Origin of the sequence: Cellulophaga baltica 18 (assembly GCF_000468615.2) — a bacterium.
GTDB classification, from domain to species: Bacteria; Bacteroidota; Bacteroidia; order Flavobacteriales; family Flavobacteriaceae; genus Cellulophaga; species Cellulophaga baltica.
Genome location: NZ_CP009976.1, coordinates 1,777,893 through 1,793,991 on the forward strand (window position 1 = coordinate 1,777,893; position 16,099 = coordinate 1,793,991).

A 16,099-nucleotide genomic window follows, 5' to 3' on the forward strand; every position below is an offset into this window, starting at 1 on the left:
ATAAGAATATGCTGGTAGAAGTTTGTGCTAATTCTTTAGAATCGGCTATAAATGCAGAAAAAGCGGGGGCAGATAGAATTGAACTTTGTGTGGAATTAGGGGTTGGAGGGTTAACGCCATCTGGGGGATTGCTAAAGGCGGTTAGGGAGAATATTAAGATTCCTGTTCATGTACTCATCAGGCCTAGGAGTGGTGATTTTGTATATTCTGATTTAGAATTTGAAGTGATGCTCAAGGATGTGGAAAATTGCATAGAAATGGGTGTAGACGGAATTGTTTCAGGTGTATTACTGCCAGATTTTTCTATTGATATTGAGCGAACGCAACAATTAATAGCGGCATCAAAAGGAGTGCATTTTACATTTCACCGTGCTTTTGATTGGGTGGAAGATCCTTATGAGGCTTTATTTCAATTGGAGCAAATAGGGGTGAATTGTATTTTAAGCTCTGGACAACAAAAAAAAGCATCAGAGGGAATAGACTTGTTGTGTGCTCTTAATCAAAAAGCAGTAAACTGTGTAATCATGCCAGGGAGTGGAATCAAAATAGATAATGCGCTTCTATTTAAAGAAAATGGCTTTTCTGTTATTCATTTTTCAGGAGTCACATTACGTGCTAAAAATGCCAATAGGAAAAATTTAAGCATGAGCTCTATGTCTTTTTTAGATGAAGATAAAACACCGGTGTCAGATTATAGGACGATACAAGATATTGTGGTAAGGGTTAAATAATGTTTAAATGGGTTACTGCTTCGTCTAAATAAAAATACCTTTGTATAAAAAAGGCATTATGTTACGTTTCGTGGTTTTTGTTATCATTTACCTTGTTTTAGGTTTTTATTCTCTGCAAGCTATTAAAACAGCATCTCGTCATGCTTGGGTGTATTATACATTTATAGTTATATCTCTTATAGTAGTTGGAAATTTTATTTTTCAGTTTACGTTAGGTTCATCGGACGGTAGGGTCTTAAGTAGGCCTAAAAGTTATGCCTTCGGATTCTTTCTGGCGTTATTATCGTTTCAACTGATAACCATACTTTTTCTTTTTTCAGAAGATATATTCCGATTTTTTTCTGGAATGTATCAAAAGATATTTGGCGTAGATCGTGAGTTTACGTTGCCAGAGCGTAGGCGTTTTTTGAGTTTAGTAGCCTTAGGTATTGCGGCATTACCTTTTGGGTCTTTGTTGTATGGGATGTATAAAGGGAAATACAATTTTAAGGTGTTGAAGTATAATTTAGAGTTTGATGATCTTCCAGATGATTTTGATGGATATACGCTTACGCAGATTTCGGATGTACATAGTGGTAGTTTTGATGATGAAACTAAAATTTCATATGCTATCGATCTGATTAATAAGCAAAAGAGTGATGTCTTATTTTTTACGGGAGATATGGTGAATAATAAAGCGGAAGAGATGAAACCTTGGATGGCTTTGTTCTCAACGCTAGAGGCTCCAGATGGCAAGTTTTCAGTTTTAGGGAATCACGATTATGGAGATTATGTAGATTGGGATACAGAGGAAGAGAAGGCGGCTAATCTGGATGATTTAAAGAAGATACAGAAAGAAATGGGATTTGATCTTATTTTGAATGACAGTAGATATTTAGAGCGAAACAATTCAAAAATTGCGCTAGTGGGTGTTGAGAATTGGGGGAGAGGCGGTTTTAAAAAATCGGGAGATTTAAAAAAAGCAGCACTTAACATTAATAAAAACGATTTTAAAATCTTATTAAGTCATGATCCAAGTCATTGGGAAGATGTGGTTATTCATGATGAGTATCATTATCATTTGACTTTGAGTGGTCATACACATGGTATGCAATTTGGAATAGAAATACCGGGTTGGATTAAATGGAGCCCTATAAAATGGCGTTATAAATATTGGGCGGGTATATACAAAGAGCTTGGTCAGTTTATAAATGTGAATCGCGGTTTTGGATTTTTGGGGTATCCGGGGAGAGTAGGAATTTGGCCAGAAATAACCGTAATTACGCTTAAAAAGAAAGCAATTGCTTAAAATGTAAATGCTAAGGAAAACACAAAAAATGGTAAGAAATTATTTTTTTAACATTTTTTCTTACATTTGATTTACGAATCCTAACATTTAAGTATGTCTAAATTTGGTGAACTAATTGATTCTAACGCTCCCGTGTTGTTAGATTTTTATGCGGAGTGGAATGAGCAATCGACTTCCATGCATCCTGTGCTACGTGATGTTGCGGCAGCTTTAGGAGATAAAGGAAAAGTAATAAAAATTGATGTAGATAAGAACAAGGAGCTTTCTAGAGCCTTAAGGGTTAAGGGTTTGCCTACTTTGATTATTTACAAAAATGGAGAAATGGTTTGGCGTCAAAGTGGAGAACAAGACGCAAATACTTTAATTGGTATTTTGAACGAGTACTTGTAAAAGAGAATAGCGTAAGCATAAAAAAAACCGAGATGAAAGTCTCGGTTTTTTTATGTGTATTATTCTTGAGTAATGGGGGTGACAACAGGATCTGGGATATAGGTAGTGTCTATTTGACTACTATCTATTAAATCAGGATCTACAAGGGTAGGAGTTTCTTCTCTTAAGATTGGATCCTCGCTACCGTTGACAAAGCGACTAAATTTGTCAATGTATTCATTGAAAATAATAGTCTCCTTCTCTGCAAGCTCACGGTCGCCATTGCGAATTAAAATATCAACATTACGGTTGTAAGCTTCCATGTCAGCAATAATGTCATTTAATCTTTCATATTGCTCATTTAAAGGTAAAGTAGCATAATATTCTAAGTGTTCTTGGTATTTGGTTTTTAGTTGGGTGTATAATTTTTGAGCTTTTTCAGTTTCTCCAACTTTATAGTATCCGTCTACAAAAGGCTCCACAAATGCGTAGTATTCGTAATAATCAACTGGCATGTTTGTTACAGCGATATCAATCATTTCTTTGGCCTTCTCTATTTTGTTCTCATTTAATAGTGTTTCAACCAGACGAGCTATATTTCCTCTAAAAGATAGGCCTTGAATACGTGTTTGTGTATCATGGTAAATGTCTGAGCTTCCTGAGTTACCCCATTCCCATTTCTTAACGATATCATACATTAATTCGCTATCTATTCTGCCCATTTCGTAAGAACGCTTGTCAAATTCAGTTTTGATAGGAACCAGTTTGTATACCAAACCATCTAATTGTAGGTAATCTTTCATCCAAATATATTCGCCATCATCAAAACTACCACCAGAAAAATAGATTGGTCTTTTCCAATCATTATTAGCAATAATGTCTAACATAAGTAAGCGGTTTTTAGGTAATGCGCTTTTAGGAAGTTCAATATCTATATAGTCTACAATTAAAGCAGAATCTTTTTCTTTTACTAAACCGCTTTCTAAAACATTCTTTTTATTAACAGGTATTCTAATGTGGTTTGTTGGGTAGAAAACAATGTCAAGAGTATTCTCAGGGTAATTGCTGATGTCTTGATCAGAAGAAGCTTCTAAAACACTTCTAAGCTTTGTTCTAGGTTCATCACTTGCAATCCATTCCATGAATGCTTTAATGTCCCATCTAGATTCTGAGATGTTTTTATTGTAAAGATGATCTACGTTTTGGTAGTATACGGCATCTCTTGAACCTACGCGGTATTGTTTGTGCGTTAATTGAGAAGGTATGGCTTCACTTTCGTAAGCTTTACGTTTCATTTGGTCAATATACCAGTCAGTAGCAAATAAACTTGTATTGATGACACGAACATCGGTACGGTAGCCTTCAATTTCTTGTGCATACCATAGTGGGAAGGTGTCGTTATCACCTATCGTAAATAGTATGGCTCCTACGTCTGATTGTGTAGATTCTAAATAGGCTTTTGCGGTAGTTTTAGCAGTAAACCTGTTTGATCTGTCGTGGTCATCCCAGTTTTGGTATGCCATTAAAAATGGAGCCGCCAATAAACAAGCCACAGTTACTGCTGGAGCAAGTATTTTAGGAGTGATGATCTTTTTGAAGGCATCAAATATACCATAGACCCCTATTCCTATCCACAGTGCAAAGATGTAGAAAGAGCCCACGAGAGAATAATCTCTTTCCCTTGGTTGAAAAATATATGGGTTCGTATAAAATTGAATAGCCAATCCTGTAAACAGGAAGAATATCAGTAGTACCCAGAATTGTTTTGGATTTTTTCCTATTTGAAATAATATTCCGATGATCCCTAAGAGTAAGGGTAGGAAGAAATAGGTATTTCTACCTTTATTGTTCAGAATATCACTAGGTAAATTGTCTTGAGAGCCTATAGATGGGCGTAATTCGTCTAAGAAGTTGATGCCACTAATCCAGTTTCCGTTGTCATCATATCGCCCTTGTTTGTCGTTTTGTTTTCCAGTAAAATTCCACATGAAGTAACGCCAGTACATGTATCCGAATTGGAATTCAAACATATACTCTATGTTGTCCCAAATAGAAGGTGGTTGTACTTCTATATATTCGCTAAACCTGTTTAGGAACTGTGCATATTGGGCTTCATCAATTTCACCTTTAGAGTATCCTTCGCGCAACTGTTTAACGGCTTCTGCAAGTTCAGGGCTATTGGTTTTTGTTTTAAATTCTAGAGGGCCAAAATAACGCATGTAGTTTTCTACATGCTGTTCGCTCCACATTCTAGGTAATAACCCGATGTGTTTTTTATTAGGGCCTTGAGTAGCATTCTTGTATTTATTTACAATTATGTATTTACCTGCCTTCTCATCTTTTTCATATTTAGGCTTGTCATCTTTGTCTTCCCCTGGTCCGGCAAAGGCATTTGAAAAGTATGCGCCATAAAAAGGGCTATCTACTCCAGGATATTGTTCTCTATTGTAGTAAGCAAGTAAAGATCTAGCGTCAGATGGGTCATTTTCGTTGATAACAACTTTTGCATTTGCTCTTATCGGTAACATAATCCAAGAAGAAAATCCTAAGAATAAAAACATTAGACAAAGCACTATGGTGTTTGCTGTTTTAAAGTTGTTTTTACGTGTGTAGTTTAATGCGAGATAGAATACCGTAATGAATACGAGACCCATGATAATAGATCCGGAATTAAAAGGAAGACCAATGGTGTTTATAAAAAATACTTCGCTCCATCCAAATGCTACCAAAATGTAGGTTAGTGAAAATTTATAGACGAGCATTAATATGGCAACCACAATAATATTTGCTAATAAAAAATTCTTTACGGTAGTAGTTTTATAGGTTTTAAAGTAATAAAGTAAGCCTATAGAAGGGATTGCTAAGAATCCCATAAACTGAATTCCAAAAGTTAACCCAACGACATAAGCTATAACAACAAGCCATTTATCGCCTCTTGGTTGGTCTAAGTTGTCTACCCATTTTAATCCAAGCCATAATAATACCGCCATAATTAAACTTGCCATAGCGTATACTTCAGTTTCTACGGCATTGAACCAAAAACTATCAGAGAAAGTAAAAGCTAAAGATCCCACAAGTCCGCTTCCTAAAATTGCTATTGCTTTACTATTGGTGATTACTTCGTCTTTAGAAATAATTTTTTTAGTAAGGTTGGTAATAGTCCAAAACATGAAAAGGATGGTAAATGCGCTAGAAACTCCAGATACATAATTAACCATCAAGGCTATTTTTTCATTATCGTCCAAAGCAAATAAGGAGAAAAATGCGCCTATCATTTGCAATAATGGTGCTCCTGGGGGGTGCCCTACTTGTAATTTTGCTGCAGTAGTGATGTATTCTCCAGCATCCCAGAAACTTCCAGTGGGTTCAACGGTAATCCAATAAGTTATTAAGGCAATAGAAAAAGCAGTCCATCCTAAAATGGAATCCCATTTCTCAAAATTTTTAGAAAACATGTGTTGTGTATTTTACCAATTACGGCGAATTTAGTAATTAATATAGATATGTAATTCATTTTTTTATAAAGGTTTAACACCTCGAAGTAATATTTTTTTAAATTTATTTTTAAAAATGTTTGCGGATGTCAAACTTTGTTGTAAATTTGCACCGCTTTTAAAGGTAATGGTCCATGGTGTAATTGGCAACACTCCGGTTTTTGGTACCGTCATTCAAGGTTCGAGTCCTTGTGGACCAACAGAAATTTAATAAATTCCCTGCTTTTGAAAAGAGCAGGGAATTTTTTTTTAAAATTGTTTCAATTGTTAAATCTTATATCGTAAGTATATGTGCTTAATGTTTAAAAAAGTTATATATTTGCAAGACTGTAAGAATCAATAGTATATACGAGGGGACAATTTGTCCCCTCTTTTATTGCTTAAGTTTATGTTTAAAGAGAAAGTTTTAGGGTTGTTAGAGGATGCTTTGAAGGAAAATGAGTCACTTTTTTTGATTGATTTTACGATAGGGCCTGCTAATAAAATAAATATTATTCTAGATGGCGATGCAGGAGTTAATTTAACAGATTGTATAGCAATTAGTAGGGCAATTGATCAAAGTTTAGATCGTGAGGAAGAAGATTTTTCTTTGGAAGTAGCTTCTGTTGGGGCGACTACGCCAATGGTTATGCCGAGGCAATATAAAAAGAATATCGGTAGAGAGTTGGAAGTAAAAACTTTAGATGGTAAATTTGAAGGGATTTTAACAGCAGCGAACGATCAAGGAATTACTTTAGAGTGGAAAGCTAGAGAACCAAAGCCAGTAGGTAAGGGTAAAGTTACAGTTCAGAAAAAGCAAGAATTTAATTTTTCTGATATTCAAGAAGCAAAAGTTATTATAAAATTTTAATTGTAGGTCAACATGGAAAATATAGCGCTGATCGAATCTTTTTCAGAATTTAAAGACGATAAATTCATTGATAGAGTAACGCTAATGGCGATTTTAGAGGATGTTTTTAGAAACGCTCTAAAAAAGAAATTTGGTTCTGATGATAACTTTGATATCATTATTAATCCTGATAAAGGGGATTTAGAGATTTGGAGAAATAGAGTTGTAGTAGAGGATGGTGAGGTAGAAGAGCCTAATGAAGAAATTTCATTAACAGAAGCTCGTAAGATTGAGCCTGATTTTGAGGTTGGTGAAGATGTTTCTGAAGAAGTTAAGTTAATTCAATTAGGGAGAAGAGCAATTTTAGCACTTCGCCAGAATTTAATTTCTAAAATCCATGAACATGATAATACAACCATATACAAGCACTTTAAAGATTTAGAGGGTGAGTTATATACGGCAGAAGTACATCATATTAGACATAAAGTTGTTATCTTATTAGATGATGAAGGTAATGAGGTTATTCTTCCAAAGGATAAGCAGATACCTTCAGATTTCTTTAGAAAAGGTGATAATGTGCGTGGTGTTATCGAAAGTGTAGAATTAAAAGGAAATAAACCTGTAATTGTAATGTCTAGAACTGCACCTGCATTTTTAGAGCAATTATTCTTTCAGGAAATTCCAGAGGTTTTTGATGGTTTAATTACTGTTAAGAAAGTAGTTCGTATTCCAGGTGAAAAGGCAAAAGTTGCTGTGGACTCTTATGATGACCGTATTGATCCAGTAGGGGCTTGTGTGGGTATGAAAGGTTCTCGTATACATGGTATCGTTAGAGAATTAGGGAATGAAAATATAGATGTTATCAACTGGACTAGTAATCCACAACTTTTAGTAACAAGAGCATTAAGTCCTGCTCGTGTTTCTTCTGTAAAGTTGGATGACGAGAAAATGACAGCTCAAGTTTATTTAAGACCTGAAGAGGTTTCTAAAGCTATTGGGCGTGGAGGTCATAATATTAGATTAGCGGGTCAATTGACTGGTTATGAGATAGATGTATTCCGTGAAGGAGTAGAGGAAGATGTTGAGTTAACAGAATTCTCTGACGAAATCGAGGGATGGATTATAGAAGAATTTAAGAAGATAGGAATGGACACTGCTCGTAGCGTTTTGGAGCAAGATGTTGATGACTTGGTGAAGCGTACCGATTTAGAAGAAGAGACAATTGTAGAAGTTGTGCGTATCTTAAAAGAGGAATTAGCAGATTAAGCTATATATTAGCAGAAATTTATAAGTATAGTAACAAGTATTTATGGCAGATAATGCAACAATAAGACTTAATAAAGTCCTAAGGGAACTAAACATTTCACTCGACAGGGCGGTAGATTTTTTGGGTTCCAAAGGTCACGATGTGGACGCAAGGCCTACCACTAAAATTTCTAATGAGGTGTATCAAGTTCTTTTGGATGAGTTCCAGACGGACATGAGCAAAAAAGTTGCATCTAAGGAAGTTGGAGAAGAAAAGCGGAAAGAAAAAGAAGCAATTCGTCAACAGCTAGAACAAGAGCAAGAAGATAGAAGAGTCGAAAGAGAAAAGAGAGCCGCTGCTGAGCAGGTAATTAGGGGTAAAGCCGAATTATCTGGTCCTAAAACTGTTGGAAAAATAGATTTAGAAAACAAAAAGCAGGAAGAAGAAAAACCAAAAGAGGTAGAGAAGCCTGTTGAAAAGCCGGTGCAAAAAGCTCCTGAAGTAGAGGTTAAAAAAGAGCCAGAAGTGGTTAAAGCTTCGGCATCTGATAGACCTAAATTTAAGGTAGTTGATAAAATAGACCTAGCGCCAAAGCATAAGCCTAAGCCGGAAGTTAAAGCGCCTAAGGCGGTTACTCCAGCTCCAACTCCAGTGGTAAAAGCTGAAGTTAAAAAGGAAGAAGCTAAGCCTAAAGAGGTTGTTGCTCCGAAAGAAGAGGAGAAAACAGCGGAGTCTGAAACAATCACGACACAATATAAAAAACTTACTGGTCCTAAAATTACTGGTGCTAAAATTGATCTTTCTAAGTTCGAAAAACCTAAGAAGAAAAAAGAAGCTCCTAAGAATGATGCTGCTGATAAAAAGAAGCGTCGTAGAAGAATTGTAAGTAATAATACTACTGGCCCTGGTCAGTCAAATACAGGTAATCGTCCTAGTAGGCCTCCAGGTAGTGGTCCAGGAAATAGAAGAGGTCCTGTACAGCGTTTTAATCCTGTTGCTAAAGTTGAGCCTACTGAAGAGGATGTTCAAAAGCAGGTTAGAGAAACCCTAGAAAAGCTTCAGGGGAAATCTAAAAAAGGAAAAGGGGCTAAGTATAGAAGAGATAAAAGAGATCAGCACCGTCAGCAGACAGAAAAAGATCTTGAGAAGCAAGAAGCGGAAAGTAAAATCTTAAAAGTTACAGAGTTTGTTACGGCAAACGAAGTAGCAACGATGATGGATGTTTCTACAACTCAAATTATCTCTGCTTGTATGTCATTAGGGATAATGGTTACGATGAATCAGCGTTTAGATGCAGAAACATTGTCTATTGTTGCAGATGAGTTCGGATACGAAGTTGAATTTGTTTCAGCGGAAATTGAAGAGGCGATAGAAGAAAAAATTGATGCTCCTGAAGATTTACAAGAAAGAGCGCCAATTGTAACGGTAATGGGTCATGTGGATCACGGTAAAACATCTTTATTGGATTATATCCGTAAAGAAAATGTTATTGCTGGTGAAAGTGGTGGTATTACGCAGCATATTGGAGCTTACGGAGTAACATTAGAAGGGGGTCAAAAAATGGCTTTCTTAGATACTCCAGGTCACGAAGCCTTTACAGCGATGCGTGCGCGTGGTGCTCAGGTTACGGATATTGCTATTATTGTAGTGGCGGCAGATGATGATATCATGCCTCAAACAAAAGAAGCAATCAGTCATGCTCAGGCAGCTGGTGTGCCAATTGTTTTTGCTATAAATAAAGTAGATAAGCCTACGGCTAATGTAGAGAAGATCAAAGATGGTCTTGCTCAGATGAATCTATTAGTAGAGGATTGGGGTGGTAAGATACAGTCTCATGATATTTCTGCAAAAACAGGTCAAGGGGTTAAAGAGTTATTAGAAAAAGTATTGCTGGAGGCAGAATTATTAGAATTAAAAGCTAATCCAGATAAATTAGCTACAGGTACAGTAGTTGAAGCCTTTTTAGATAAAGGTAGAGGGTATGTTTCTACAGTTCTAGTTCAGGCTGGATCTTTAAAAATTGGAGATTACGTTCTTGCGGGTACTTGTAGTGGTAAGATTAAAGCAATGCATGATGAGCGTGGAAATAGCATTAAAAATGCTGGTCCTTCTACTCCTATATCAATTTTAGGTTTAGACGGTGCTCCTCAAGCAGGTGATAAATTTAATGTATTGGAAGATGAGCGTGAAGCAAAGCAAATTGCAGCTAAGCGTGGTCAGTTATTACGTGAGCAGTCTGTTAGAACGCAACGTCATATTACATTGGATGAAATCGGTAGACGTATTGCGCTTGGAGACTTTAAAGAATTGAATATAATTCTTAAGGGTGATGTTGATGGTTCTGTAGAGGCATTAACAGATTCATTCCAGAAATTATCTACGGCCGAGATTCAGGTTAATATTATACATAAAGCTGTGGGTCCTATTACAGAGTCTGATGTATTGTTAGCTTCGGCTTCTGATGCGGTTATTATCGGGTTTAATGTTAGGCCAATGGGTAATGCACGTACAATAGCAGATAACGAAGAAATAGATATCAGAATGTATTCTATTATCTACGATGCTATTAATGACTTGAAAGATGCAATGGAAGGTATGCTTTCTCCAGAAATGAAGGAAGAAATTACGGGTACTGCAGAAATTAGAGAAACATTCAAGATTTCTAAGGTAGGTACTATTGCAGGTTGTATGGTAACTAGTGGTAAGATTCTTAGAAGTGCTGGAATACGCTTAATCCGTGATGGTGTTGTTGTATTCACAGGAGAGTTAACTTCTCTGAAACGATTCAAGGATGATGTGAAGGAAGTTTCAAAAGGATATGATTGTGGTCTGCAGATTAAGAACTACAATGATATTAGAGAGCTAGATATCGTGGAAGGATTCCAAGAAGTAGCTGTGAAGAAAAAACTTAAATAAAAGTTTCTACTATAGTAAATAAAAAAAAGACCCATTTGGGTCTTTTTTTGTTTGTGTTCAGAAGTAATTAATGGATGGTTATTTTGGTGTTATAATAATTGCTGCTGGATATTTTTTTCTTACCTCAAGATATTTGCGTTCTGCTTCTAAGGCTGTTTTGATGTCTTTTATGCGTACTCTGTAATCAGTATCTACATGGTCAATTTTAGTTTTCCAATCTGGAAAGTCAGCATCCAAATTAGATTTTTTACTGTTGGCTCCAGATAAGCTTCCATTGTAGATTTGAATCTGAAAATCATCAGAATCTTCTTCGGTGCTTTTGTAGATATCTAATAGTTTTTGAATGTTGCCATCCTGATTAATGTTTATACTGCCTTCTTGGGCTTGTGTATAGGATGCGCATAGAAGGAATATTGCGCTGTAATATATGTTTTTCATTCTTCTATTTTAAATGTTTTGTTGTTGTGTTGCAAAAGTAATTTTTTAATGCGTAGTCTAGGCGCTGTCTTTTTATTTAGAATTAGTATAAATTGTAAATTATAAATAACTTAACATTTCGCAAATAAAGTCTATGTCGTATTTTTGCATTCGATTTTGAGGTGTATATTTGTTACAGTAAATGGTTGTTGTAATAATCATGCCAAAATCTTGAAAGAAATAATTTTAATATGAAAAAGGTTACGTACCGCAATCAATTTTCTAAAGTTTTAGGTGTCAGTTTATTAATTGGGCTTTTGTTTTCAACGAGCCTGTTTTCGCAAGACGAAACTGCGTCTGCTGGTGATGCTGCTAAGGGTAAATCTTTATTTAATCAAAACTGTGCTGCATGTCATGCCTTAAATAAGAAGATGACGGGGCCAGCATTAGCAAATGTTGAAGAGCGTTTGTCTGAAGAAGGTTTGGGTAAAGATTGGATTTATGCTTGGATTAAAAATAGCTCTGGTGTTATAGCTTCGGGTGATGCTTATGCAAATAAGCTTTACAATGAGTATAACAAGGCGGCTATGACAGCTTTCCCTACATTGTCTAATGCGGATATTGATAATATATTAGCGTATACTGCTGCACCGCCTCCTGCTGCTCCTGTGCAAACAGCTGCTGTAGCTGCTGGTGGAGAATCTAATCAGTCGGGTGGTTTGTCTAATGAGATAATTCTTGGGGCTCTTGTTCTTGTTTTTGGTTTATTGGTAATGATGTTGTTCATGGTGAACAAGACGTTGCGAAGAATTGCGGAAGCTAACGGGGTTGTTTTGGAGCAAGATAGTTCTAAAAAGAATACGCCGATTTGGAAGGCATTTGCTCAGAATCAATTTTTAGTACTGGTGTCTGTTATTATGTTGCTGTTAGGCGGGGCTTACTTCGCTTATGGTTGGATGATGCAAGTTGGTGTTGATCAAGGGTATGCTCCTGTTCAGCCTATACATTATTCGCACAAGGTGCATGCGGGTGATAATAAGATAGAGTGTAAATATTGTCATTCTTCTGCTAGAGTATCTAAGCATTCAGGGATTCCTTCTTTGAATGTGTGTATGAATTGTCATAAATCTATTTCAGAATATACAGGGAATCCAGAAGGTCCTTCTCAGGAAGATTTGGCTAATGGGTATACGAATGAGTTTTACACTGGTGAGATTAAGAAGTTGTATAAAGCTGTTGGTTGGGATGAAGAAAATCAAAAATATACTGGAGATAGTAAGCCTGTGGAATGGGTAAGAATTCACAATTTACCTGATTTTGCTTACTTCAATCACTCTCAACACGTTTCTGTTGCTGGTATAGAATGTCAAACATGTCACGGACCAGTAGAGGAAATGGAAATTATGCAACAATTCTCTCCATTAACAATGGGTTGGTGTATTAATTGTCACAGAGAGACAAACGTGAAAGTTGAAGGAAATGAATATTATGATAAGATTCATGCGGAGCTTTCGAAAAAATATGGTGTAGAGTCACTTACAGCTGCTCAAATGGGTGGATTGGAATGTGGTAAATGTCACTATTAATAGGTTTTAACAAGAAGAGATAATTTCAGAGATATACGTATGGCATCAAACAAAAAATATTGGAAAAGCGAAGCGGAGTTAAATCCTAACGATTCCATTGTTGAGACGCTAAGACATAATGAGTTTGTTCAGGATATTCCTGTTGATGAGTTTTTAGGAGATAAAGATAATTTAGCTTCTTCATCAACAAACAGAAGGGATTTCTTGAAATATGTTGGTTTTAGTACCGCAGCTGCTACATTAGCAGCCTGTGAGGGACCAGTTGTTAAGTCTATTCCTTATGTAGTGCAACCGGAAAGTATTATTCCTGGTGTAGCTAATCATTATGCAACAACTATTGCTAATGGTTTTGATTTTGCTAGTGTTTTAGTAAGAACAAGAGAGGGTCGTCCTATTTCAATACATAATAATTCAGATGCGGCTGTTAACGGTAGTGCAAATGCGCGTGTTAATGCATCGGTTTTAAACTTGTATGATAGTACGCGTCTTCAGGGTCCTTTAGCTAATGGTGAAGCTGTTAGTTGGGGAGATTTAGATGCTGCTGTAAAAAGTAAATTGAATTCATTAAAGAATTCAGGAAAGCAAATTGCTTTATTGACGCAGACGTATGCAAGTCCGTCTACCTCAAAACTAGTTGGTGAGTTTAAAGAGGCTTACGGAAATGTAAATCATGTAACCTATGATGCAATTTCTGAAGAGGCTGCTTTAAATGCTTTTCAGGCAAAGTATGGTGAAAGAGCTTTGGCGGATTATGATTTTTCTAAAGCGGAAGTGATTGTTTCTTTCGGTGCTGATATCTTAGGAGATTGGCAAGGTGGTGGCTATGATAGTGGCTATTCAAAAGGAAGAGTTCCTCAAAAAGGTAAAATGTCTAAGCATATTCAGTTTGAGTCTAATATGTCTCTTGCTGGAGCAAATGCAGATAATAGAATAGCGTTAAAGCCTAGTCAGCAAAAAATAGCTTTGGCTAAATTATATGCTAAACTAAATAATTCATCTGTTGGTGGAGAGGTTAGTGATAGTGTAAATAAGGCCTTGGATTTAGCGGTAGCTCAAATTAATAAATCAAGATCTAAAGCAGTTGTGGTAACTGGTTTGGATGATGAAAATGCCCAAGCTGTTGTTTTAGCTATAAATGAAATGCTAGGTAGTGTTGCTTTTGATGCGGTTGCTCCTAAGTATATTCGTCAAGGTAATGTTACGGCTGTAAATGCTCTTATTTCAGAAATGAAAGCAGGTAGAGTAGGTGCTTTGATCATGGATGGTGTGAATCCTGTGTATTCATTGCCAAATTCATCTGATTTTGTAGATGGACTTAAGAAGGTAGATTTATCGTTAAGTTTTTCAGTTACAAATAATGAAACAACAGCAAACGTAAATTATGTTGCTGCTGCTCCTCATTATTTAGAATCTTGGGGTGATGTTCAAATGAAAAAAGGACATTATGGTTTGGTTCAACCTGCAATAAAAGAATTATTTGATACGCGCCAATTTCAATCTTCTCTATTAACTTGGATGGGTAGTGATCAAGCGTATTATGATTATATTAAAGAAACGTGGACTTCGTCTGTATTAGGTTCTAGTGATTGGAATCAAGCATTACACGATGGTTTTTATGTAGGAGCTAAGTCTTCTGTAATTGAAGAATTGGTAGAGAGCGTTGCTGCTCCTGTTCTTGCAATGGAGGCTCCTGTAGCGGAAGAGGAAGTTGTACAGGTAGAGACTGTTCCTTTGGCGTCAGCCTTAAGAAGCTTAGCTTCTGCTGATACTTCGGGAATGGAAATGGTGTTATATCCTAAGACGGGTATGGGTGATGGTCAAATGGCGAACAACCCATGGCTGCAAGAGTTTCCAGATCCAATTACACGTGTATCTTGGGATAACTATGTAACTGTTTCTAAAGCTGATGCGGAAAAATTAGGATTTGTAAATGAGAATGTTGCAAATGGTGGTCTAGACGGTAGTTATGCTAAAATTACGGTAGACGGTGTTGCTGTTAGTAACGTGCCAGTAATTATTCAGCCAGGTCAGGCACTTGGTTCTGTCGGTTTGTCTTTTGGTTACGGTAAAAAAGAAGGTTTAAAAGAGGAGATGCAAACAGGTGTAAATGCCTATGCATTGTATAAAGGTTTTTCTAATATCCAATCTATTAGTATAGAAAAGGTAGCTGGTAATCATGAGTTTGCTTGTGTGCAGTTGCATAAAACACTAATGGGTAGAGGGGATATTATTAAGGAAACTACCTTAGAGATATTTAATACTAAAGATGCTGCTGAGTGGAATGTTCAGCCAGTTGTTTCTTTAGATCATCAAGAGGTTGCTGCAACATCTGTAGATTTATGGGATAGTTTTGATCGTTCAATCGGTCATCATTTTAACTTATCTATTGATTTAAATGCATGTACGGGTTGTGGATCATGTGTAATTGCATGTCACGCAGAAAATAACGTGCCTGTGGTAGGAAAGAATGAAGTTCGTCTATCGAGAGATATGCACTGGTTGCGTATTGATAGGTATTATTCTTCTGAAGATACTTTTGAAGGTGATAATGTAAAGAAAGATGAATTTGATGGCTTAACTGGTGATAAGGGTTCATTAGGAGGTTTTGGGGAGTTAGAAGATCCTTCTTCTAATCCGCAAGTTGCTTTTCAACCTGTAATGTGTCAACATTGTAATCATGCTCCTTGTGAGACTGTTTGTCCTGTTGCTGCAACATCGCATGGTCGTCAGGGTCAAAACCATATGGCTTATAACCGTTGTGTAGGTACAAGATATTGTGCAAACAACTGTCCTTATAAAGTGCGTAGATTTAACTGGTTCTTATATAACAATAATGACGAGTTTGATTATCACATGAATAATGATTTAGGTAAAATGGTTATTAATCCAGATGTTACTGTACGTTCCAGAGGTGTTATGGAGAAATGTTCTATGTGTATGCAAAAAACACAAAAGACTATTCTTGATGCTAAAAGAGATGGTAGAGTGGTTAAGGATGGTGAGTTCCAAACAGCTTGTTCTGCTGCATGTAGTAGTGGTGCAATGGTCTTTGGTGATATTAATGACAAGGGAAGTGAGATTGCTGAGTTGAAGGAAAGCAATCGTATGTATCACTTGTTAGAGCATATAGGTACTAAACCTAATGTTTTCTATCATGTTAAGGTTAGGAATACAGAAGAAGCATAAAAGTAAATATAAGATCAACGTAACTATAATATAAAAT

10 protein-coding genes and 1 tRNA gene are annotated in these 16,099 nt (G+C 36.3%); 9 read left to right on the forward strand and 2 right to left on the reverse strand.

The genetic code is table 11. The features are described 5' to 3' along the window. Positions 1–8: 8 nt before the first annotated feature. The 3 genes from M666_RS07565 (at position 9) to M666_RS07575 (ending at position 2,409) form a co-directional block, all read left to right on the forward strand. Positions 9–731, forward strand: a complete 723-nt coding sequence (locus M666_RS07565; RefSeq protein WP_024481878.1) for a copper homeostasis protein CutC — start codon at positions 9–11, stop codon at positions 729–731. A gap of 58 nt (positions 732–789) precedes the next feature. Continuing rightward, positions 790–2,019 (forward strand): metallophosphoesterase, encoded by a 1,230-nt coding sequence (locus M666_RS07570; RefSeq protein ID WP_025615945.1) that lies wholly within the window; start codon positions 790–792, stop codon positions 2,017–2,019. A gap of 93 nt (positions 2,020–2,112) precedes the next feature. Further along, positions 2,113–2,409, forward strand: coding sequence for a thioredoxin family protein (locus M666_RS07575; RefSeq protein ID WP_024481876.1), 297 nt, complete (start codon positions 2,113–2,115; stop codon positions 2,407–2,409). Positions 2,410–2,468: 59 nt separating this feature from the next. Here M666_RS07575 and M666_RS07580 read toward each other — a convergent pair whose 3' ends face one another. Continuing rightward, complete coding sequence (locus M666_RS07580) at positions 2,469–5,843, reverse strand: glycosyltransferase family 117 protein (protein ID WP_029447148.1); 3,375 nt, start codon at positions 5,841–5,843, stop codon at positions 2,469–2,471. A 167-nt stretch (positions 5,844–6,010) separates the two neighbouring features. Between M666_RS07580 and M666_RS07585 the strand changes: the two genes are divergently transcribed. The 4 genes from M666_RS07585 (at position 6,011) to infB (ending at position 10,873) form a co-directional block, all read left to right on the forward strand. After that, positions 6,011–6,082: transfer RNA gene (locus M666_RS07585), tRNA-Gln, on the forward strand. Between the two features lie 188 nt (positions 6,083–6,270). Beyond that, on the forward strand, positions 6,271–6,732 hold the full coding sequence (gene rimP, locus M666_RS07590) for a ribosome assembly cofactor RimP (RefSeq protein ID WP_024481874.1): 462 nt from the start codon (positions 6,271–6,273) through the stop codon (positions 6,730–6,732). A 12-nt stretch (positions 6,733–6,744) separates the two neighbouring features. Beyond that, the gene (gene nusA, locus M666_RS07595) at positions 6,745–7,977 is read left to right on the forward strand and encodes a transcription termination factor NusA (protein ID WP_024481873.1); all 1,233 of its coding nucleotides are present in this window, start codon (positions 6,745–6,747) and stop codon (positions 7,975–7,977) included. A 43-nt stretch (positions 7,978–8,020) separates the two neighbouring features. Continuing rightward, positions 8,021–10,873, forward strand: a complete 2,853-nt coding sequence (gene infB, locus M666_RS07600; RefSeq protein WP_029447147.1) for a translation initiation factor IF-2 — start codon at positions 8,021–8,023, stop codon at positions 10,871–10,873. A gap of 78 nt (positions 10,874–10,951) precedes the next feature. Here infB and M666_RS07605 read toward each other — a convergent pair whose 3' ends face one another. After that, positions 10,952–11,311: a hypothetical protein gene (locus tag M666_RS07605; protein WP_024481871.1), complete on the reverse strand. Its 360-nt coding sequence runs from the start codon at positions 11,309–11,311 to the stop codon at positions 10,952–10,954. Between the two features lie 230 nt (positions 11,312–11,541). On the opposite strand from M666_RS07605, the gene M666_RS07610 reads away from it, so the two are divergent. Both M666_RS07610 and M666_RS07615 read left to right on the forward strand, forming a co-directional pair. After that, positions 11,542–12,876 carry a c-type cytochrome gene (locus M666_RS07610; RefSeq protein ID WP_024481870.1) on the forward strand — a complete coding sequence of 445 codons (1,335 nt, stop codon included), beginning with the start codon at positions 11,542–11,544 and terminating at the stop codon, positions 12,874–12,876. Between the two features lie 39 nt (positions 12,877–12,915). After that, positions 12,916–16,062 (forward strand): TAT-variant-translocated molybdopterin oxidoreductase, encoded by a 3,147-nt coding sequence (locus M666_RS07615; RefSeq protein WP_029447146.1) that lies wholly within the window; start codon positions 12,916–12,918, stop codon positions 16,060–16,062. Positions 16,063–16,099 lie beyond the last annotated feature (37 nt).